The following is a 21,059-nucleotide window of genomic DNA, read 5'->3' as shown; positions in this document are numbered from 1 at the left end:
CAGGAGGTATCGAAGACCTCACTGAGGAGACGAGCATGGAGCTGCGCCATCTGCGCTACTTCACCACCGTCGCTGCGGAGGGTTCGTTCAGCCGTGCCGCAGAAAAGCTCAATATCGCTCAGCCGCCGCTGAGCCGGCAGGTCCAGCAGCTCGAGGAGGAACTGGGCGTCAGACTACTGGACCGCGGCCGCCCCATTACCCTGACTGAGCCGGGTCGATACCTTTTCGAGCAAAGCCGCCAGATCCTGCAGCGGATCGACGAGATGCGCGCGATGACGCTGCGGATCTCGAAAGGCATGGTGCTGCAATTCAATATCGGCTTCGTCGCCTCGACGCTTTACGACGCGCTGCCCGAATTGATCCGGCGCTTCCGCATCATTGCGCCGGGAGCGGAGGTGCAACTGGTCGAACTGACGACGATGGAGCAGGTCGCCGCGCTCAAGGACGGCCGCATCGACGTCGGCTTCGGCCGGCTGCGCTTCGACGACGAGCAGATCACGCGCCGGATCATCCGGGAGGAAAAGCTGTGCCTGGCCGTCCCGCTCGACCACAAGCTGGCGGGCAGCGAGGGCCCGATCAGGCTCAGGCAGACCGCCGGCGAGCCGCTGATCCTCTACCCGAAGACGCCCCGGCCGAGCTACGCCGACCAGGTCCTGTCATTCTATCGCGATGCCGGGGTCGAGCCGACCATCGGCATGGAGGCGAAGGAGGTGCAGACGGCGCTCGGGCTGGTGGCGTCCGGCGGCGGTGTCTGTCTCGTTCCGGCCTCGGTGAGGCGCCTCGGCCGCGACGATATCCGCTACATCGATCTCGACGAACCCAGAATGATGACGCCGATCATCATGAGCCACCGAAAGAACGACAATTCCGTTCTGCTTGCGGCGCTGACCAGGCTGGTGCGCGAGTTCGATGAGTGGAACCAGTCGGTCAAGGACGAGCAAGAGACATGACACCTTGCCGCCGGCCAGGCAGTAAATGCGCTGACGGGCGCCCTATCTCGATTTTCTGGTTGAATGCCCAAGCGACCTGATTATGCGGTCTGGGTATCAATATAGATTCAAAAAATCGTGTTGCTCGACGCGAGCGCCTTCTAACGTCTCTGCCAGAAAAGTGCACTTGAGGCCAGCGCGCCCGCGCCAGAAGAAATCGTCCTTGAGGCCCAGAGCGGGGTCAAGATGCCGGCCACTCTATTGTGGTCGCGAGCGGTGTCAGAACGAAGGCGCAGACAGCCATGAAAAACAGCCGGAACCTGCGCATTGCCATTGTCGGGGGAGGGATCGGCGGCCTGACGCTCGCGCTTGCATTGCGACAGCGCGGCATCGAGGCCACCATTTACGAACAGGCGTCCGAACTCAGTGAAATCGGGGCGGCGGTGGCGCTCTCGGCCAACGCGACGCGGGAACTGCGTCGTCTTGGCGTGCTCGACCTCATCGCCGGCTGTTCGACCGAGCCTAGCGAACTGATCTACCGCGACTGGCGGAAGGGCCATCGCATCGCAGCCTTCCCGGTTCACCATGAGCTCGCTTATCAGAAGCGTTTCGGAGCGCCCTATTTCGGAATTCATCGCGCCGACCTCCAGCGGATTCTGTCTGGCGCGCTGGCGGGAGCGGATCTTCGACTCGGCCACCGCTTGACCGAGCTCTCCGAGCGCGATCGGGTCATGAGGCTCGGTTTCGCCAATGGCCAGATCGCAGAGGCGGATTTGGTGATCGGCGCGGACGGCGTCCGTTCCCTGGTCCGCCGATACGTGACCGGCGGAGAAGGGACCATCTATTCGGGAACGAGTGCATTTCGCGGCATTGTGCCGGCCAGGCAATTGCCATCGCTTCCCGACCCGCGGGCAATCCAGTTCTGGATGGGCCCCGGCGCTCATCTGCTGCATTATGCGATCGGCGAACGGGCTGAGGATGTGAACTTTTTCGCCGTCGTCGAAGGTCCCAAGACATGGTCGCATGAGGGCTGGCAGGCTCCCGTCGAGCCGTCGGCCGCCCTGGCGCCATTCAAGGGGTGGCACCCGGCCGTCGCTGAAATGGTTGCCGCGGTCGAGCATCGCGTGCGATGGGCGCTATTCACGGTACGGCCGTTGCGACAATGGTGGCGAGGCCGTGCTGTTCTGCTCGGCGATGCCGCCCATGCAATGGTGCCGCACCATGGCCAAGGCGCCAACACGACCATCGAAGATGCGATCACGCTCGCCGAAATGCTGACGTCGACGCGGCGGGACGAGATCGAAGCTATGATGTCGCGCTATCAGCGGCTTCGGCGGTCGCGAACGAGGATCATTCAGCTCAGCTCGCGCGCGACGAACGACCTGCTGCATCTCCCCGACGAAAGCTCGGCCTTGGTGGATCGTGATCGGCGGGTGTCGAGGTTCCCGGACGATTTCGGCTGGATACACGCATTCGATGCGCTGACGACGGTGCGAGACGCGAGCAGGTCCGAGTTCGCCGCCTGACGAGAGCCACCCGGCACTGCCGGGAGAGACCGATCTGCGCAACCATTGTCCGCTTTTTGACGCAGGGCCGTAACAGCGTCGAGGAGAGCGACGAGACGGTGACGATCTTCTGCTCCTCCGAGAAGGCGCTAATCAGCATGGCGCAGAAGCGTGCCGCGATGCCGTCAACACGGACTGTGCATGCGCCGTAGTCGCATCGGCGAGACTGCTCCGTTGGGCGACGGACTAGGAGAGATTTCCGCTTCCCACCAACCATTGCAGACGCTTCGAGCCCAGCAGGCCCGCCTGACTGGCGCAATAAGCAGAAGTTTGCCTGTCGCCCAAAAGCGGACCTTGACAGCGCGTCGCCTAGGCTGACCGAACCGGACCCTTTCTCGGACGATCCTCGCGCTATTGGAGACGTCGGCTTGGGTAAGAGCTCGGCACTTGCGATCGAAATCCTGTTCGAGCGCGCCCTAGATTCCTCATAGCAAGTTGGCGCCATTTCTGCGATTGTAATGGCCTCAGAGGTGCGGCAGATGCTCCGGCTTCTGCGATCGACCCTTCGCTTATTGCCGTCGATGGCGTGCCGCGAATGCACGCAGCGAACCAGCCGCGCGACCGGCGGAGGCCCTGATAGCCCTCCGTATAATTCACTGCGTCACAAGCTTTGGCGACCCCGACGGTCTTTGCGTGGATGAGAAGAGGAGCCTCGCATGCGCTTCCATCGGCATCTGCTGCAAACGAGCAGCTTCGCAATTCTTCTCGGCCTGACTGCACCGACGGGGTCCGCGGACGCTCAGGTGCTGACCGGCACTCCGGGCACGCCGGGCGCCACCACCACGATCACGGGAAAGCAGATTCCACCCATACCACCAGTATTCGGCGGGGTGATCGGGGAGAAATCCTCGGAATCGAAACCCTGGTGGGCTCCGCGCGTCGTGCCGCCGAAGGGCGCGCCCAACGTTCTGCTGATCATGACCGACGATGCCGGCTTTGGCGCACCCGGCACTTTTGGTGGGGTCATTCCGACACCCGCGCTCGATCGCATCGCCGCGCAAGGGCTGCGCTACACCAATTTCCACTCCACCGCGCTCTGCTCGCCGACGCGGGCTGCTTTGATCACGGGACGCAACCACCATTCGGTCGGCGCCGGCGTCGTGGGCGAGATATCGACAGGCTACCCGGGCTACGACTCGATCATCCCCGCCGACAAAGGCACGATCGGCACGATCCTAAAGGCGAACGGCTACGCGACCTCGTGGTACGGCAAGAACCACAACACGCCCTCGTACCAGTCAAGCCAAGCCGGGCCGTTCGAGCAGTGGCCCAACGGCATGGGGTTCGAATATTTCTACGGCTTCGTCGGCGGTGACGCGAGCCAGTGGCAACCCAACCTCTATCGCAACACGACGGCGATCTATCCTTTCCAGGACAATCCCGGCTGGAACCTGACCACGGCGATGGCCGATGAGGCCATCCAGCAGATGAAGCAGCTCAAGGAGATCGCGCCCGACAAGCCGTTTTTCATCTACTACGTGCCGGGCGGCACCCATGCGCCGCATCATCCGACGCCGGAATGGGTCGAGAAGATTGGCAATATGCATCTGTTCGACGAGGGCTGGAACAAGCTGCGGGAGACGATATTCGCCAGCCAGAAGCGCTTGGGCATCATGCCCGAGCACGCCAAGCTCACGCCTTGGCCCAAGGAGCTTCCCGAGTGGGATTCTCTCGGAGCCCTCGAGAAGAAGCTCTTCATCAAACAGGCCGACGTCTACGGGGCCTATCTCGCCTACACCGACAACCAGATCGGCCGCGTCATCCAGGCCGTCGAGGACCAAGGTCAACTCGACAATACCCTGATTATCTATATCAGCGGCGACAACGGTGCCAGCGCGGAGGGCATGCTCAACGGCACGCCGAACGAGTTCACCACCTTCAACGGCGTTCCCGTGCCGGTGAACGCCCAGTACCTCTGGTATCCGTTCTGGGGCTCGGACAAGACTTTCCCGCATTTCGCGGCGCCCTGGGCCTGGGCGATGAGCACGCCGTTCAAATGGGTGAAGCAGGTGCCGTCGCATTTCGGCGGGACCAAGCAGGGCATGGCGATCTCCTGGCCCGGCCACATCAATGATGTCGGCGGCATCCGCCGCCAATTCCACCACGTCATCGACATCGTCCCGACCATCCTGGAGGCGACCGGCATTCCCCAGCCCGAGATGGTCAACGGCATCAAGCAGAGCCCCATCGAGGGAGTGAGCATGATGTACACATGGGACAAGGCTAGCGCCGAGGCTCCGACCCGGCACGCGACGCAGTATTTCGAAATGCTCGGCAATCGCGCGATCTACAGCGACGGCTGGATCGCGTCCACGACGCCGGTGACCCGGCCTTGGGAACTGAGCACCGCTCCGCCGCCGGATATCGATGCCTATCAGTGGGAACTCTACGATCTGAAGGAGGACCCGACCCAGTTCAACGACCTCGCCGCCGCGATGCCGGACAAGGTCAGGGCGTTGCGGGCGATCTTCGATTCCGAGGCGAAGAAGTACAACGTCCTCCCGCTCGACAACACGACACTGCTGCGCTGGAACACGCCGCGCCCCAACCTTACGGCCGGGCGAACCGTCTTCACCTATTCGGGGGAACTGATCGGCGTGCCGCCCAGCGCGGCGCCGAGCATCCTGAACAAGTCCTACACCATCACCGCCGACGTCGAGATTCCCGAGGGCGGCGGCGAAGGCATGATCGTCACCGAAGGCGGGCGCTTCGGCGGCTACGGCCTCTTCCTGAGCAAGGGCGTCGCCGGCATTCGCAGCGGCAAGCCGGTCTTCCTCTACAATCTGCTTAATCTCAAGCGGACGGTCTGGTCGGGGCCGGAGCTGAGCCCCGGCAAGCACACCATCACCTTCGACTTCAAGTCGGACGGACCAGGTCTCGGCAAGGGTGGAACCGGCGTGCTCTCCGTCGATGGCAAGCAGGTCGATCGGAAATCGATGGAGCATTCCATGCCGGTCACCTTCCCGGAAGACGAGAGCTTTGACGTCGGCCGGGACACCCGCACCGGGGTGGCGCTGGTGGATTACCGCTACGATCCGCCGTTCAAGTTCACCGGCAAGGTCAACAAGCTGACGTTCAAGCTCGAACCGCAGGTCACGGCTGCCGCGGAAGCGAGGGCCGAGTTGGGGCCGACGCAGGCGCCGGAGCCCGACCCCATCGAAGAGGCCAAGCAATAGCGCCGCGGTCCTCATGCTCGCGCCCGAACACGGAAACGGCAGGCCACTGCTCGCCGTCACGGGCGTATTGGAGGCTGTCACAGGGCTGGGGCTGCTGGTAGCACCTTCTGAGGTGGTCGAGCTGCTGCTCGGGGCAGCACTGGGCTCCCCCGCTGGAGCGACACTCGGTCGTGTGACCGGTGTTGCACTGCTCGCTCTTGGCGCAGCCTGTTGGCTCGGCCGAAATGAGGCTCCCCGAGTGACGAAGGGGTTGCTCACAGCGCTGCTGCTCTACAACGTCGGGGTTGTCGTGGTGCTCGTTGCCACCTGGGCGGGCTTGAGGCCCGTTGGCATCGCTTTCTGGCCAGTTGTCCTGGCTCACGCCGCGCTAATGGCTTGGTGCGTCGCGAGCCTGGCGATGCGCACGTAGCTGCTCTGGCTGAGTGCTGTGCGCAAGGAGAGATCTGGCGCTGAGCATCTGCGCCGTCCCGCATTACGTTGGGGGTCGACCATGTTGCGCCAGGAGCGGACTCTTGTATGTGGCCCGTCAGCGGAAGTTCCGGCCAGGCCGGCTCCAGACCCAAATGCCGGCTCATTGCTGATCCAAGGCTTCCGACATCGACAACGTCCGAATTGAACGCTACGTCATCCAGTGGGCGTGGTTGGGAATAGCGATGCGCGGAGCAGTGATAAGCTTGGCTGGCACGCTCATCGTGTTGTTCGCCCGCTTTCTGACCGCGGTCCGTGGACGCTGGGAGGGCATCGCGCCTGTCGACGAGCAGCGGATTTATTACGCAAACCACGCCAGCCACGGTGATTTCGTCCTGATCTGGACGGTGCTGCCGCGTCGCATGCGATTTGCGACCAGGCCGGTCGCCGGGAGCGACTACTGGCTGAAGAGCCGCCTCCGGCGCTTCATCGGCTGCGATGTCTTCAACGCCGTCCTGATCGATCGCGATCGCGCCAGCCGAACGAGCGACCCGATCGTCCAGATGACGAATGCGCTGGATGCCGGATCCTCCCTCATCGTTTTCCCGGAAGGCACGCGTAACACCACCGATGCGCCGCTGCTGCCGTTCAAAAGCGGGCTGTTCCATCTGGCACGCGCCCGGCCGAACATCGTGCTCGTGCCGGTCTGGATCGACAACCTCAATCGCGTCATGCCGAAGGGCGAGTTCGTGCCCATCCCGCTGATCTGCACCGTCACCTTCGGCTCCGTCCTCCGGATCGCCGATGCGGAGGAGAAGCAGGACTTCCTGGCCCGGGCGGAAGCGGCGCTGCTCGTCCTGGCGCCGAAGGCGAGCGGATCATGACGATGCCGCATCCCGACCTGGTGGTCGTGCTCGCCTGCCTGCTCGCCGTGCTGATCCTGGCGTCGGCAGTCGGCTACGCACTGCAGCGCAGATTGTCGCCGGACGGCTCGAATGCCGTGGTCGAGAACCTGAACGACCGCATCCGGGCGTGGTGGGTCATGGTCGCGCTGATGGGACTGGCGCTGGTCGGCGGCAAGACCGGCGTGACGCTGCTTTTTTCGTTCTGCTCCTTCGCAGCCCTCCGCGAGTTCATCACGCTGACCAACACGCGCCGCGCCGACCACTGGGCGCTGGCGGCGGGGTTCTTCATCGTGCTGCCGGTCCAGTACTATCTGGTCTGGATCGACTGGTACGGGCTCTACTCGATCTTCATCCCGGTCTACGCCTTCCTGCTGATGCCAATCATCGCGGCGCTGCGCGGCGACACCGACCATTATCTGGTGCGGATCGCCGAGGTGCAGTGGGCTTTGATGATCTGCGTCTTCTGCACCTCGCATGTGCCGGCGCTGCTCACCTTGGACATCCCCGGCTTTCATGGGCGCTATGTGCTCCTGATCGCCTTCCTCGTCATCGTCGTGCAAATCAGCGACGTCCTGCAATATGTCTGGGGCAAGCTTCTCGGCCGAACCAAGATTGCGCCCCGGCTCTCGCCCTCCAAAACGGTCGAAGGTTTCGTCGGTGGCGCACTCAGCGCGACGGCCATCGGCGCGGCATTGTCCTGGATGACGCCATTCACGCCGCTCCAGGCGGCTTTCCTGTCGCTGATCATCGTGTTGATGGGTTTCTTCGGAGGGCTCGTCATGTCGGCGATCAAACGCGACCGCGGCGTCAAGGATTGGGGACACCTGATCGCGGGTCATGGAGGCTTCATCGACCGGCTCGATTCCGTTGTGTTCTCCGCCCCGATCTTTTTCCATCTCGTGCGCTACGGCTGGTCGGCGACATGAGCGCCAAGCTTCGGCAACTGATGGCGAGCAGCGTCGTGCATGTCGCCTTCGCCTTCCTCGCCATGGGCAGTTGGGCGGCTTTCGCCAACCGCAGCCATCCGATGCCGGCGCCGCTCCAGGCAGGGCTGATCCAGGGGGCCCTCTCCGCCGCCATCACGCTGCTCCTGAAACGCGGCATCGAGGCGCTGGCCAGGCGTTTCTCCGGCACGGCGGCGCTTCTGGCGCCCCCGCTCATCGCTGGGCTCGTCTCGGCCGCCCTGCTGACGACCATCCACACGATCGGCGGCACGCCCGAGATTTTCCGGACGATCGCCGTCCCGCTGACGGTCGCGACCAGCTATGCCGCGCTCTACAATCTCTCGCTCTGGCGGAGCAGGAGGGACTGAACCTTGGCGCAGGATGACAATCGACGCCCGCTCGCGAGCCGCGATTCAGGCTGGGCTCGTTCCATCGCGCGCCGCCTGAGCACGGCCGCGATCACGCCGAACCAGATTTCGATGGCGAGCATGGTGATGGCGGCCTGTGCCGGCGCGTCCTTCTGGTTCGCGGGTGGCGCTCATTCCGGATCGCGCGCCGCCCTGCTCCTGGCTGCGGCGCTGTTCTGCCAGTTCAGGCTGCTCTGCAATCTCTTCGATGGCATGGTGGCGATCGAGGGTGGCAAGCAGACCCCCGACGGGCCATTCTGGAACGAGTTCCCTGATCGCATTGCCGATATCCTCATTCTCGTCGGTGTTGGCTATGGGGCCAGCCTGCCGGGCCTGGGCTGGGCCGCGGCCGCTATGGCCGTGCTCACCGCCTATACGCGCGAGCTTGGCCGCGCCTGCGGGTTGCCGGCCGACTTCTCCGGCCCGATGGCCAAGCAGCACCGCATGGCGACGATCACGGCAGCGGCGCTGTTGTCCCTGCTGGAGCCGCTCTGGCGCGGCCAGGGCGAGATTCTGGTCGGCGCACTCTGGCTGATCGCGGCGGGCACCGCCGTGACAGTGCTCAGGCGGGCCGTAAATGTCGTACGCGCGTTGCGCGCACGTTGAATGCTGTAAGGGTTCGCTGGCCTCGATGCTGAACTGAAAATCAGGTGCGGTTTGGCTCTTCAGCTTGCGGCTGCCATCGATTCTGCGTCTGCTCAGAAGCAGATCTGCGATAGTTGGCAGCGGGCCGAGCACACCCAGACAATGGCCCGGCGCGTCATCTCGCGCTTCGCTCCAGCGCGTCGATCGCAGCTCCCAGATGCTCGAGGAAGGCCGCGCTCGCAGGGGGCAGTGTTCTCCCTCTGCGCTTGATCACCGAGATGCTGCGCGCCAGCCGCGCGTCGTCGATCAGCGCCGAACGGAGCATCGGCAGCGCCCCGATCTCCATGGCCGTCTCTGGCAGGATTGCGATCCCCATCCCCGCACGGACCATGCCCACCGCCGTGGACATGTAGGTCGCTTCGGCAGCGACCTCCGCCGCCAGACCCGCGGCAGCGATCGCGGCATCGACCACGGCCCGCACGCTGGTCGCGCGCGACATCAGGACGAGCGGATAGCGCGCCAACGCGGCAAGCGTCGGCGAGGTGCCGTCGTCCAGCGCGTGCCCTGCCGGGAATACGGCGTGCATGCGGTCGACGCTGCGCAACAGCAGTTCGAGCTCGGCATCCTCGACCGGACCTCCGGTGATGCCGAGATCGACCTCCTCGGCGAGCGTCAGCTCGGCCACGCCGCTGGCGATCACATCGCGCAGCGTGAAGCCGATCTCGGGATGGAGCGCCCGGAAACCCGCGATCACGTCCGGGAGCAAGCTGGAAGCGAAAGACGGCAAGACGGCGATGCGAACCATGCCACCGGCCATGCGCGCGAGCTGCCGTGTCTCGCGGAGGAGAGCGTCGAGTTCGCGCAGGATGCGCCGCAGTTCCGGCAGCATCTCGCGCCCCACGCGCGTCAGCGCGACATGGCGCGTGTTGCGGTCAAAAAGCCGCAGGCCCAGCTCCTCTTCAAGCGCCCGCACCTGAACGGTCAGGGCCGGCTGCGAGAGATTGAGCGCCATGGCGGCGCGGGTGAAGCTGCCATGCTCCGCCACCGCCATGACCGCACGGAGCTGCCGCACATCATAATTCATATTGATTCACTATTACTGCGATAGGATAATTTCAATTGCCCTATGAATTTGCCGCGGCATTCTCTCGCCCTCGGGAGGATGCATGCGACAGATCAGGATCGGCGCCGGTGCGGGCTATTCGGGCGACAGGATCGAGCCTGCGGTCGAGCTCGCGGAGCGCGGCCAGCTCGACTATCTCGTCTTCGAATGCCTGGCCGAGCGCACCATCGCGCTAGCTCAGCAGGCGCGGCGGCACCATCCTGCCCTCGGCTACGATCCGTTGCTGGCGGCGCGCATGCACGCGGTCCTGCCGGCCTGCCGGCGTGCAGGCACCGTCATCATCAGCAATATGGGCGCGGCGAACCCCGTCGCGGCGGCCCAACTGGTCTGTGCGATCGCCCGCGAGCTCGGCCTGCCCGGCCTCAAGGTCGCAGCGGTGACGGGCGATGAGGTAACGGCGGCCGTTAGCGATGGTGCGTGCCGGATCCTGGAGGACGGGCGGCCCGTCGCCGAACTGGGCACGAACCTGATCTCGGCCAATGCCTATCTCGGGGCCGAGCCGATCGTGCAGGCCCTCGCCGCCGGCGCCAATATCGTGATCACCGGGCGCGCGGCCGACCCCTCGCTCTTCCTTGCGCCGCTGGCGCATGAGTTCGGCTGGTCCTTCGCGGATTGGGAGCGGCTCGGCCGAGCGACGCTGATCGGCCATGTGCTGGAATGCGCCGGGCAGGTCACCGGCGGCTATTTCGCAGATCCCGGCTTCAAGACGGTGCCGGGGCTGGCGCGGCTCGGCTTTCCCTTCGCCGAGGTCGGCGCGGACGGCTCGGCGGTGATCACCAAGGTCGAGGGCTCGGGCGGCTGCATCACGGCCGCCACCTGCAAGGAGCAGATCCTCTACGAGATCCACGATCCGGCGCGCTATTTCACCCCCGATGTCATTGCGGACTTCTCGCAGGCGCGGGTCGAACAGGTGGGGCCGGATCGGGTGCGGATCAGCGGCGGCAGCGGCCGTGCGCGGCCCGAGGCGTTTAAGGTTTCGCTCGGCATTGCCGAAGGCTTCTTCGGCGAAGGGCAGATCTCCTATGCCGGTAGCGGCGCGCGGGATCGCGCCGAACTCGCGGCGGAGATCGTGCGCGAGCGGCTGGAACTGACAAAAGTCGCGGCCCAGGAGTTGCGCTTCGACCTGATCGGCGTCGATGCGATCCATGGTCCAGGGCTGCCGGCCGGCGGGGCGCGCGCCGAGCCATACGAGGTGCGGCTGCGGGTAGCCGGGCGCACGGCCTCTGCGGAGGAGGCGCTCCGCATCGGCAACGAGGTCGAGACGCTTTACACCAACGGGCCTGCGGGTGGCGGCGGCGTCACCAAGCAGGTGCGTGAGGTTCTCGGCGTGCTCTCCACGCTGCTGCCGCGCGAGCAGGTTCAGCCTCGCGTTCAGATGCTGGAGAGCTGAGATGAAGCTGCGCGCCATCGCCCATGCCCGCACCGGCGACAAGGGCGACACGTCTAGCATCTCGCTGATCGCCTATGACGAGGCGGATTATCCGCGTCTCGCGCGGCATGTCACGGCGGAGCGAGTGGCGATCCATTTCGCTGGAATCCTACGCGGCGGCGTCGACCGCTACGAGATTCCGTCGCTGGGCGCGCTGAACTTCGTGCTCCACCGGGCGCTGGGTGGCGGCGTCACCCGCTCGCTGGCGCTGGACACCCACGGCAAGAGCCTGAGCTCGGCCCTGCTCGATATCGAAATCCCGGATTTCTGATCGCAACCGAACGGCGCAGCAAGACGCCGGCCCTATCGCAACTGAAAAGAGGAGGAATCCCATGAAGAAACGCGCATTGCGGATGATGATTGCCGGTGCGGCTGCCTTTGGCCTCACGGCCGGAGCGAGCGCGCAGGATTTCCCGTCGAAATCCCTCAGATTCGTCGTGCCCTTCGCGGCCGGCAGCGCGACGGACTCGCTCGCCCGCATCGTCGGCGAGCACGTCTCGAAGAGCCTCGGGCGACCGGTCGTGGTCGAGAACCTCGCCGGTGCGAGCGGCGTCATCGCCGCCCAGAACGTCGCCCGCGCCGAGCCCGACGGCCACACCGTGCTGATCACCACCAACACCACCCATGGCGCCAATCAGAGCCTGCTGAAGAACGTGCCCTATGATGCGGTCAACAGCTTCGAGGCGGTGGGCAAGCTCGGCACGATCACGCTGGCGCTGGCCACGCATCCCGCGGTGCCGGCGAAGACCGTCCAGGAATTCATCGCCTACGCCAAGGCCAATCCGGGCAAGCTGACCTTCGGCGCCGGCTCCAGCTCCTCGCGCATCGCCGGCGAAATGCTGAAGTCGCTCGCCGGCCTCGACATCACCTATGTGCCCTATCGCAGCAATCCGCAGGCGATCACCGACCTGCTCGGCGGGCAGATCAACATCGTCTTCGCCGACATCTCGACGACGTTGCCGCAGATCAAGGCGGGCAAGGTCAACGGCCTCGCCGTCTCGACCGCGAAGCGCAGCGTGCTCGCCCCCGAGCTGCCGACCATGGAGGAAGGCGGCGTGAAGGGCTACGACCTCGCGGCCTGGTTCGCCGCCTTCGTGCCGGCCAAGACCCCGCGCACCTCCGTCGACAAGCTGAACCAGGCGCTGGTGGCGGCAGTGAACGATCCCGCAACGAAGGAACGGCTGCTCGCGGCGGGCATCGAACCGGAGACGAGCACGCCCGACGAACTCAAGGCCTTCGTCGGCACCGAGATCGCCAAATGGGCCGGGATCGTGACGGCCGCCGGCATCCAGCCGGAGTAAAGCTCTTCGCCGGCGGCACCTCTGTCGCCGGCGCCAAGCCTCGAGGAACATCGCATGAATGCCGGGCTCGTCATCGAACATTTGCTGCAGCGCCACGATGCCGTGCTCGACCGGCTCAGTGCCTTCCTCAGGCTGCCCAGCGTCAGCACCGATCCCGCCTATGCCGAGGGCATGGCGGCCACGCGCAGCTTCCTGCTCGACTGGCTGAGCGAGATCGGGCTGTCGGATGTGCAGCTGCTCGATGGCGGCGGCCATCCGGCCGTCTATGGCGCCTGGCTCGGCGCGCCCGGCGCGCCGACCATCATCGTCTACGGCCATTACGACGTGCAGCCGCCCGATCCGATCGCGCTGTGGCGGACGCCGCCCTTCGAGCCGACGATCCAGGGCGGCAACCTGCATGCGCGTGGCGCCTCCGACGTGAAGGGCTCGACGACGATCGCGATTGAGACCATCGCCGGGTTCCTGGCAGTGCATGGTGGCTGCCCGGTCAACATCAAGCTCTTCCTGGAGGGCGAGGAGGAGACGGGCAGTCCCAGCCTGCGGGAGATCGTGCGCCGCTACGGGCCGCTGCTGGAGGCCGATGCAATGGTCTCGGCCGATGGCGGGCGCCAGAGTGCGACCGTGCCGACGATCAATGTCGGCGCGCGCGGCCTCGCCAAGCTCGAGCTCGTCGTGCGCAGTGCGGACAAGGAGCTGCATTCCGGCCGCTATGGCGGCGGCGTCCGCAACGCGCTGCACGAGCTCGCCGCGATCGTCGCCTCGCTGCATGACGAAGCCGGAGCGATCGCCATCCCGGCCCTGATGGCAGCGCTGCCGCCGCCGAGCCCGCAGGACCGGCGCGATGCCGCGGCCCTGCCCTTCGACGAGGCCGGCTTCGTCGCCGATATCGGCGGCATCGCGGCGGGCGAACCCGGCTACAGCCTGCGCGAGCGCCTGACCCTGCGAGCGGCGATCGACGTCAACGGGATGTGGGGCGGATATACCGGGGCCGGTAGCAAGACCGTCATCCCCGACGAGGCGCGCGCCAAGATCACCATCAGGCTGGCCCCCGGACAGGATCCCGAGCAGGCCATCGCCGCCCTGCAGGACCATATCCGCTCCGTCGCCCGTCCCGGCATGCGCATCGCGTTCGAGGGCATCGGCGGCGGCTCGCCGGCTTCGACGCTGGCGGGAAACCATCCGCTGGTCCAGGCCGCAACGCGGGTGCTGCGGCAGGTCTGGCAGTGCGACCCGGTCCATGTCCGTCTCGGCGCGACGGTCCCGATCACCGCGATCTTCAAGGAACTGCTCGGCATGGACACGCTGATGTTCGGCCTCAACCTGCCGGACGAAGACGTCCACGCTCCCAACGAGTTCTTCCATCTCGACTCGATCGCACTCGGGCTGCGCAGCTGGCCGCGGCTGCTGCAGGAACTCGCGACATTCGCGCCGGCGGAGTTTCGTGCGAAGTGATCGATTGCTGGGAGCAGCGCGCCATGTGTGGACGCTGGCTGTCCGCCCACAAGCGGGCATTCGCCGCAAGATTGAATGGGCGAAAATAGCTAACTGCCGACCGCTTTTGGAGGTCGGTCTCAATCCGGAAAAATCGGCCGCGGCCACGACCAGTTGGTTAGCCTGCCTGACGTGCCGTCATCACCGCCCGGGTGAAGCCCGGTTCGACGAAGGGGACGCTGCCGTCGGGCAGGCCAAGGATGCGGTCGACCGCGATCCCGTAGAAGCGCAGGCGCTGATCGAGCGCCTCGATCGCTGCATCCTCCTCTGCGGTGCCGCCGGCAGCTATGGTGTGCGCCATTATGTCGTGCGTGCTCGCTCCGATATGCAGGATGATGTCGGCAGCGGCTTCCGGCTCGGGCACGGCGAATACGCCTTCCGCCGTCCCCTGGACGATGATGCGGGTCAGTACCGGCCGCATCACCGTGATCGAGGCGGCGTTGATGCGGTGGTAAAGGAGGAGGTTCTCGGGCCGGAAGATGACGTCGAAGGCAGCGCGCAGCTTCGGTGCATCTTCGCGCTTCATCTGTCGTGAGCGGGCGAGAAAGGCGTTCAGCCGCTCCAGGGCGCTGAGCGCCGGATCCTCCAGGATGTCGCGGACGCGCGCGACGGCGTCCCGCGCCAGCCGGGCGGTGATCCCTTCCAGCAGATCCTCCTTGGCCGTGAAGTGGTGATAGAAGCCGCCCTTCGAGATGCCGACCTTGGCGATCACGTCGTTGACCGTCGTCCGCTCGTAGCCGCGCTCGAAGAACAGCGCCTGCGCGCCGTCGAGGATCTCGTTCCTGCGATCATCGGCAGATTTCACGATACGGGGCACGCAATACGCTCTCTCTTGACGACCGACCGTCGGTCTGTAAGATGACCGACGGTCGGTCTTTTGCAATTGTGCGCGAGAGCCACCGCCGGCGCAATGCTCTCGACATGAGATGATCGCGAGCAGGGATGCCGCCGCGCCGCCTCCTTCGGGGGATGCCGTGAAGTTCGCTCGTCTTCTCCTTCCTGCTGTCGCCGCGATCGCCGTCGCCGGCGGCGTCTACTGGTCCCTGACGAAGCCAATCGCGGTCGCGACCGTCGCGCCGAAGCGCGGCGATGCGGCGGAGATCGTCTACGCCACCGGTACGGTCGAGCCGCGTATATGGGCCAAGGTCACGGCGCTGGTGCGCGAGCGCATTGTCGAGCGCTGCGACTGCGAGGGGCAGCGGGTGGAGCAGGGGCAGATCCTCGCCCGGCTCGACAGCGCCCAGGCCGAGGCGACCTTGGCTGAGCTCAAGGCACGTCAGAAGCTCGCCACCGCCGAGCATGACCGGCTCGCGGTCCTGGTCGAGCGCAATGTGATGAGCCAGCAGGCGCTCGACCGGGCGCGCAGCGAGATGGGGCAGGCCTCCGCGCTGATCGCCGGGCAGACCGCGCGCCTGGAGAACTATGTGCTGCGCGCACCGATGCGCGGCACCGTGCTGCGCCGCGATGGCGAGGTTGGCGAGATCGCCGAGCCCGGCACCGTGCTGTTCTGGATTGGCGAGGCAAGGCCCCTGCGCGTCGTAGCCGAGGTCAACGAGGAGGATATCCCGCAGGTCAGGCCCGGACAGCGCGTTCTGGTCCGGGCCGACGCCTTTCCGGGCCGGACGCTGGAGGGAACTGTCGACAGCATCACGCCCAAGGGGGATCCCGTCGCCAAGACCTATCGCGTCTATCTCACCCTGCCGGACGATACGCCGCTGCTGATCGGCATGACGGCCGAGCTCAACATCGTGGTGCGGGTGGCGCGCAAGGCGCTGCTGTTGCCGGTTGCCGCCGTCCAGGGCAATGCGGTCTTCACCCTCGAAGGCGATCGCGCCCGCCGCCGCGAGCTTGCGATCGGCATTCGAGGCACCACCGATGTCGAGGTGCTCTCGGGGCTGCCTGAGGAGATCCGCGTGATCACGCCCTTTCCCGACAAACTCGCGGACGGCACCCGTGTCGCGCCGCAAGGCGGCTGAGCCGTGCGCCTGATCCTCGCCCTGGCCCTGACACATATCCGCGGTCGCGGCCGGCAGACCCTGGTCGCGATCATCGGTGTCGCGCTCGGCGTCGGCTTCTCGATAGCCATGGCCGCGCTGATGCAAGGTGGCGAGGACGATTTCGTCGCGCGCCTCGTCGACACCATGCCGCATGTCGACATCACCGACGAATACCGCAGCGCCCGCCGCCAGCCGGCTCAGGATGCCTTCGCCACTGTCCATATCGCCGGCTTGCGGCCGAAGGACGACCGGCGCGGCATCCTCAACCCGACCGAGGCGACGGCGCTGCTGCGCGCCTGGGTGCCGGGGCGGCTCGCGCTCAGCCTGAAGACGCAGGGCGTGGTGCGCTATTCCGGGCGCGATGTCGGGATCGCGATCATCGGCATCGAGCCGCAGGCCGAGATGCGTATCTCCTCGCTCGCCAAGGATTTCCGCCAGGGCAGCTTCACCTCGCTCATTGCCGGCGGCAACAACATCGTCGTCGGCGACAAGCTGGCGCAGCGCCTCGGCGCCGATCTCGGGACCACGGTGACGGTCGTCTCCTCCACCGGCCAGAGTCGCGCCTTCAAGATCGTCGGCCTGTTCCACACTGGCACCACCGCCCGCGACGAGGGTGAGGGCTATGTGCTGCTCAAGAACGCGCAGATCCTGAGCGAGCGCCCGAATGCGATCAACGAGATCAGGCTGAAGCTCGACGATCCCAACGCCGCCCCGCAGGTGGCGCGCCGGGCCGAGGCGCAGCTCGGCTACAAGGCGGTCGCCTGGCAGGAGGCCAACGAGTCGCTGCTCGAGGCGCTCGTGATCCGCAATGTCATCATGTACACCGTCGTCGGCGCGATCCTGCTGGTGGCCGGCTTCGGCATCTTCAACATCATCTCGACCATCACCCATGAGAAGGCGCGCGACATCGCCATCCTGAAATCGCTCGGCTTCACCGAGACCGATATGCGCCGCCTGTTCCTGCTGGAGGGGCTGGCGCTTGGCGCCGGCGGCTCGCTGATCGGCTGGGTGGTCGGCTTCGGCCTGTGCTTTGCGCTCTCCCTCGTCCGCTTCGAATTGTCGGGCGCCGCGGTGGCGCAGGAGATCACCCGGCTGCCTCTGGCCTGGAGCACCTGGCACTACCTGATCGCCGCCGGCTTCGCTCTCGTCTCGGCCGGTATCGCCGGCTACCTGCCGGCGCGGCAGGCGGCGCGGCTCAACCCAGTCGACATCATCCGGGGCGCGACATGAGCGCGCTGGTCGAGACGAGGGGGCTCACGCGCGTATTGCCCGCCGCCGTGCCGGTGATGCTGGTCCAGGACATCACGCTGGCGATCGGTGCGGGCGAGTTCGTCGCGATCACCGGTCCCTCCGGCTCCGGCAAATCGTCGCTGCTCTATCTGCTCGGGCTGCTCGACAATCCGACCGGCGGCACGCTCGCCATCGCGGGCAAGGATACGGCCGGGCTGAACGAGCGCGAGCGGGCCGGCATCCGGCTGGGGACGCTCGGCTTCGTCTTTCAGTTCCACTTCCTGCTGCCGGAATTCACGGTCCGCGAGAATGTCGAGATTCCGATGCGACGCCTCGGCCGGCTCAGCACTGCGGCCATGCGCGAGCGCTCGACCGAGCTGCTGACGGTTCTGGGCCTCTCCGACCACCTCGAAAAGCGCCCCGACCAGCTTTCGGGCGGCCAACGCCAGCGTGTCGCCGTCGCGCGCGCGCTTGCCAACGATCCGCCATTGATCCTCGCCGACGAGCCGACCGGCAGCCTCGACAGCAAGAATTCTGAGCAGGTCTTCGTCATTCTGGATGCGCTGGTGCGCGAGCGCGGCAAGACGGTGATCGCCGTGACCCATAACACTGAGATGGCGGCGAGGGCGAGCAGACGCATCCACCTGGTCGATGGACGGCTGGCCGAGAGCTGAACGACTTTCAGCTTTGGCGCTTATGCTGGACCGCTCCTTCGGGCGTACGATGCGAATAGGTTCGATAAATTCATAAGCAAAATTCTAATTGGCTTTGAGCCCGGAGAGGCGCGCAAACGCAGCCTTTGTCGGGATTGAAGTGAGGTTTCACATACAAAATGAGAGAGGCGTTTCCAGCCATTCGGTTCGTTGGTGACCATCGCACTGCCTGGAAGCAGACCTTTGCGAATATCCGCAACAGGCCAAGAACGTCGGTCGCTCGTCCGGGCGTGTTGCGTCACTTCCCCAGTCGACGGGAGGGCGTGATCTGCTCCCGAAGTCCATGGGCCGGGAAGCCATGCAGGCGGCCGGCGTTCGCTGAGTAACAAAAAGCCCCGGCCGTCGAACGCCGGGGCCCCAACTCATTTTGCGGAAGCCAATCGTCTACGTGCCGACATGAGCGGAGCGGGGCGGACCGGCGTCGGCGCGGCTGCGCAATCCGGACCAGTTGCGCCGCGCCGCCACCTACTGTGAATGTTTGTGCTCGCGAAGTGACCTAAGCCAGCTGTGCCATCTGATGTATAAATATGGGCAAGTTTCGTGCTTCGCATCGCACAAGAAGCCCCTCATTGAGGGGCTTCGAGAACATTAAGGGCCTGCTTTGCACCAAACTATGTACAGGAGGCTGGGTGGAATGAGTTTCCGGGGCCTTTGCTGATATCCGCTGGGTCAGTGCGCGGTCGAGCCGTCGGGCATGCGCGACCAGACCTTCTTCTTCGTGTAGTAGAGCAGGCTGCCGAAGATCAGCAGGAAGATCATGACCTGCAGGCCAATGCGCTTGCGCTGCTCGAGATGCGGCTCGGCCGCCCAGACGAGGAAGGCCGTCACGTCCTTGGCGTATTGCGCCACCGTCTCCGGCACCTGCGGCTGGCCATCCGCGCCCTTCGGATACTCGACCTGCCCGTCATTGAGCGGCTTGGGCATCGCGATCAGATGGCCGGGCATATAGGTGTTGTAATACTGGCCCGGCAGCAGCGGCGGAGTGCCCTCGGGCGGCGGATCCTTGTAGCCCGTCAGCAGCGCCGCGATGTAATCCGGCCCCTGCTCCTGGAACTGCGTGAAAATGTCGAAGATGAAGCGCGGGAAGCCGCGCTCATAGGTGCGCGCCTTGGCGATCACCGAAAGATCGACGGGATAGGCCCCGCCATTGGCGGCGCGCGCCGCCTGCTCGTTCGGGAAGGGCGATGGAAAGGCGTCGGCCGGGCGGCCGGGCCGATCGAACATCTCGCCCGAATCGTTGGGGCCGTCCTTGATCTGGAAGGTTGCGGCGAGCGCGGTGATCTGGCTCGGCGTGAATTCGGGGCCGCCAGGCTGCGACAGGTTGCGGAAGCGCAGCAGCGAGGCGGCATGGCAGCTCGCGCAGACCTCCTTGTAGACCTTGTAGCCGCGCTGGAGCTGGGCCCGGTCGAACTTGCCGAACGGCCCGGAGAAGGACCAGCTCAGCGAGGGCGGGATGACACGGTCGCCGGCGGCCTGGGCCGACAGCGGCAGGGCCGCGAGCAGGAGGCCGAAGGCGGCCGAGCGGAGCGAAATCTTGCTCATGGTTTCGTCTCAGCCCTTGGCGTTGGGTTCGGCAGCGGTGGCAACTGCCAGCCGGGCGCCCGAGCCGCTCTCAAGCGGAGCGAGCACGGAATCGGCGATCGAGTTCGGCAGCGCCTTGGGCCGCTCGAACAGGCCGACGACGAAGAGCGCCACGAAGAAGCCGAAATACAGCGCCGTGAAGATGCGCGAAGCGACGACATATCCGCCCTCCGCCGGCATCGCGCCGAGCCAGCCGAGGCCGATGCAGACCACGACGAAGGCCCAGAAGAGCTGGCGGCCGATCGGGCGATAGCTCATCGACTTGACCTTGGAGGTGTCGATCCAGGGCAGGAAGGCGAGCACCACGATGGCCGCGCCCATGGCCAGCACGCCGCCGAGCTTGTCGGGGATGGCGCGCAGGATCGCGTAGAACGGCAGGAAGTACCATTCCGGCACGATATGCGACGGCGTCACGGCCGGGTTCGCCGGGATGTAGTTGTCGGCATGGCCCATGAAGTTGGGCTGGTAGAACACGAAATAGGAGAACACAAAGATGAAGCAGACCATCCCGAAGATGTCTTTGATCGTGGCGTAGGGGGTGAACGGCACCGTGTCCTTCGCGACGTTCTTCACCTCGACGCCGGTCGGGTTGTTCTGGCCGACATGGTGCAGCGCCCAGACGTGCAGGATGACCACGCCGAAGATCATGAACGGCAGCAGGTAGTGCAGCGAGAAGAAGCGGTTCAGCGTCGGATTGTCGACCGAGAAGCCACCCCACAGGAAGGTCACGATCGTCTCGCCGACGACAGGCAACGCCGAGAACAGGTTGGTGATGACGGTCGCGCCCCAGAAGGACATTTGGCCCCAGGGCAGGACGTAGCCCATGAAGGCGGTCGCCATCATCAGCAGGAAGATCACCACGCCCAGGATCCAGAGCACCTCGCGCGGCGCCTTGTAGGAGCCGTAATAGAGCCCGCGGAAGATATGGACATAGACGGCGACGAAGAACATTGAGGCGCCGTTGGCGTGCAGGTAGCGGAGCAGCCAGCCATAGTTCACGTCGCGCATGATATGCTCGACGGAGTTGAACGCCATCGTCGCATGCGGCGTGTAGTGCATCACCAGGATGACGCCGGTCACGATCTGCGCGACCAGCATGAACACCAGGATGCCGCCGAAGGTCCAGAAGTAGTTCAGGTTGCGCGGGACCGGGTAGGACACCGCCGAATCATGCGCGAGGCGGATGATCGGCAGGCGCGCATCGAGCCAGCGCTCGAAGCCGGTCTTCGGGACGTAGGAACTGTGACCACTCATGCGGAATGCCTCGGGGCTGTC

18 protein-coding genes are annotated in these 21,059 nt (G+C 65.5%); 14 read left to right on the top strand and 4 right to left on the bottom strand.

What is annotated here, in order from left to right; translation table 11 throughout:
• Window positions 1-35 precede the first annotated feature (35 nt).
• From AC1RMY_RS04880 to AC1RMY_RS04850, 7 genes are all read left to right on the top strand, one after another.
• Window positions 36-950, top strand: a complete 915-nt coding sequence (locus tag AC1RMY_RS04880; protein WP_492862819.1) for a LysR substrate-binding domain-containing protein — start codon at window positions 36-38, stop codon at window positions 948-950.
• Between the two features lie 281 nt (window positions 951-1,231).
• The gene (locus tag AC1RMY_RS04875; RefSeq protein WP_492862818.1) at window positions 1,232-2,455 is read left to right on the top strand and encodes an FAD-dependent monooxygenase; all 1,224 of its coding nucleotides are present in this window, start codon (window positions 1,232-1,234) and stop codon (window positions 2,453-2,455) included.
• A gap of 695 nt (window positions 2,456-3,150) precedes the next feature.
• On the top strand, window positions 3,151-5,670 hold the full coding sequence (locus AC1RMY_RS04870; protein ID WP_492862817.1) for an arylsulfatase: 2,520 nt from the start codon (window positions 3,151-3,153) through the stop codon (window positions 5,668-5,670).
• Between the two features lie 653 nt (window positions 5,671-6,323).
• Window positions 6,324-6,962, top strand: coding sequence for a lysophospholipid acyltransferase family protein (locus AC1RMY_RS04865; protein ID WP_492862816.1), 639 nt, complete (start codon window positions 6,324-6,326; stop codon window positions 6,960-6,962).
• A complete protein-coding gene (locus AC1RMY_RS04860; RefSeq protein WP_492862815.1) occupies window positions 6,959-7,909 on the top strand; it encodes a phosphatidate cytidylyltransferase in 951 nt (316 codons plus the stop codon). Before AC1RMY_RS04865 ends, AC1RMY_RS04860 begins: the two co-directional genes overlap by 4 nt.
• A complete protein-coding gene (locus AC1RMY_RS04855) occupies window positions 7,906-8,295 on the top strand; it encodes a hypothetical protein (RefSeq protein WP_492862814.1) in 390 nt (129 codons plus the stop codon). The genes AC1RMY_RS04860 and AC1RMY_RS04855 overlap by 4 nt, the downstream gene beginning before the upstream one ends.
• Before the next feature lie 3 nt (window positions 8,296-8,298).
• Window positions 8,299-8,940, top strand: coding sequence for a CDP-alcohol phosphatidyltransferase family protein (locus tag AC1RMY_RS04850; RefSeq protein ID WP_492862812.1), 642 nt, complete (start codon window positions 8,299-8,301; stop codon window positions 8,938-8,940).
• Window positions 8,941-9,094: 154 nt separating this feature from the next.
• Here AC1RMY_RS04850 and AC1RMY_RS04845 read toward each other — a convergent pair whose 3' ends face one another.
• Window positions 9,095-9,991: a LysR family transcriptional regulator gene (locus tag AC1RMY_RS04845; RefSeq protein ID WP_492862811.1), complete on the bottom strand. Its 897-nt coding sequence runs from the start codon at window positions 9,989-9,991 to the stop codon at window positions 9,095-9,097.
• Between the two features lie 94 nt (window positions 9,992-10,085).
• Here AC1RMY_RS04845 and AC1RMY_RS04840 point away from each other — a divergent pair, with 94 nt between their 5' ends.
• The 4 genes from AC1RMY_RS04840 to AC1RMY_RS04825 all read left to right on the top strand — a co-directional run bounded on the left by AC1RMY_RS04840 (window position 10,086) and on the right by AC1RMY_RS04825 (window position 14,224).
• Window positions 10,086-11,432 carry an acyclic terpene utilization AtuA family protein gene (locus tag AC1RMY_RS04840; RefSeq protein WP_492862810.1) on the top strand — a complete coding sequence of 449 codons (1,347 nt, stop codon included), beginning with the start codon at window positions 10,086-10,088 and terminating at the stop codon, window positions 11,430-11,432.
• 1 nt (window position 11,433) lies between these two features.
• Window positions 11,434-11,742, top strand: a complete 309-nt coding sequence (locus AC1RMY_RS04835) for an AtuA-related protein (protein ID WP_492862809.1) — start codon at window positions 11,434-11,436, stop codon at window positions 11,740-11,742.
• Between the two features lie 61 nt (window positions 11,743-11,803).
• The gene (locus AC1RMY_RS04830; protein WP_492862808.1) at window positions 11,804-12,772 is read left to right on the top strand and encodes a Bug family tripartite tricarboxylate transporter substrate binding protein; all 969 of its coding nucleotides are present in this window, start codon (window positions 11,804-11,806) and stop codon (window positions 12,770-12,772) included.
• 54 nt (window positions 12,773-12,826) lie between these two features.
• Complete coding sequence (locus AC1RMY_RS04825; RefSeq protein WP_492862807.1) at window positions 12,827-14,224, top strand: M20/M25/M40 family metallo-hydrolase; 1,398 nt, start codon at window positions 12,827-12,829, stop codon at window positions 14,222-14,224.
• A gap of 157 nt (window positions 14,225-14,381) precedes the next feature.
• On the opposite strand, the gene AC1RMY_RS04820 is transcribed toward AC1RMY_RS04825, so the two are convergent.
• A complete protein-coding gene (locus tag AC1RMY_RS04820) occupies window positions 14,382-15,080 on the bottom strand; it encodes a TetR/AcrR family transcriptional regulator (protein WP_492862806.1) in 699 nt (232 codons plus the stop codon).
• Window positions 15,081-15,237: 157 nt separating this feature from the next.
• Here AC1RMY_RS04820 and AC1RMY_RS04815 point away from each other — a divergent pair, with 157 nt between their 5' ends.
• Genes AC1RMY_RS04815 through AC1RMY_RS04805 form a run of 3 tightly spaced genes read left to right on the top strand, consistent with a single transcriptional unit; the run spans window position 15,238 to window position 18,164 of the window.
• Entirely contained in the window at window positions 15,238-16,239 is a 1,002-nt protein-coding gene (locus AC1RMY_RS04815) for an efflux RND transporter periplasmic adaptor subunit (protein ID WP_492862805.1), read from the top strand.
• 3 nt (window positions 16,240-16,242) lie between these two features.
• Complete coding sequence (locus AC1RMY_RS04810; protein ID WP_492862804.1) at window positions 16,243-17,490, top strand: ABC transporter permease; 1,248 nt, start codon at window positions 16,243-16,245, stop codon at window positions 17,488-17,490.
• Window positions 17,487-18,164, top strand: a complete 678-nt coding sequence (locus AC1RMY_RS04805; RefSeq protein WP_492862803.1) for an ABC transporter ATP-binding protein — start codon at window positions 17,487-17,489, stop codon at window positions 18,162-18,164. The genes AC1RMY_RS04810 and AC1RMY_RS04805 overlap by 4 nt, the downstream gene beginning before the upstream one ends.
• 708 nt (window positions 18,165-18,872) lie before the next feature.
• Here AC1RMY_RS04805 and AC1RMY_RS04800 read toward each other — a convergent pair.
• The gene (locus tag AC1RMY_RS04800; RefSeq protein ID WP_492862802.1) at window positions 18,873-19,745 is read right to left on the bottom strand and encodes a cytochrome c1; all 873 of its coding nucleotides are present in this window, start codon (window positions 19,743-19,745) and stop codon (window positions 18,873-18,875) included.
• A gap of 9 nt (window positions 19,746-19,754) precedes the next feature.
• Window positions 19,755-21,038, bottom strand: a complete 1,284-nt coding sequence (locus AC1RMY_RS04795) for a cytochrome b (RefSeq protein WP_492862801.1) — start codon at window positions 21,036-21,038, stop codon at window positions 19,755-19,757.
• Between the last annotated feature and the right edge of the window lie 21 nt (window positions 21,039-21,059).

The sequence above is a fragment of the Allobosea sp. GW822-FHT03F07 genome, from assembly GCF_058801345.1.
Note: the sequence above shows the minus strand (reverse complement) of the source record. Positions and strands in the feature narration are given on the sequence as shown.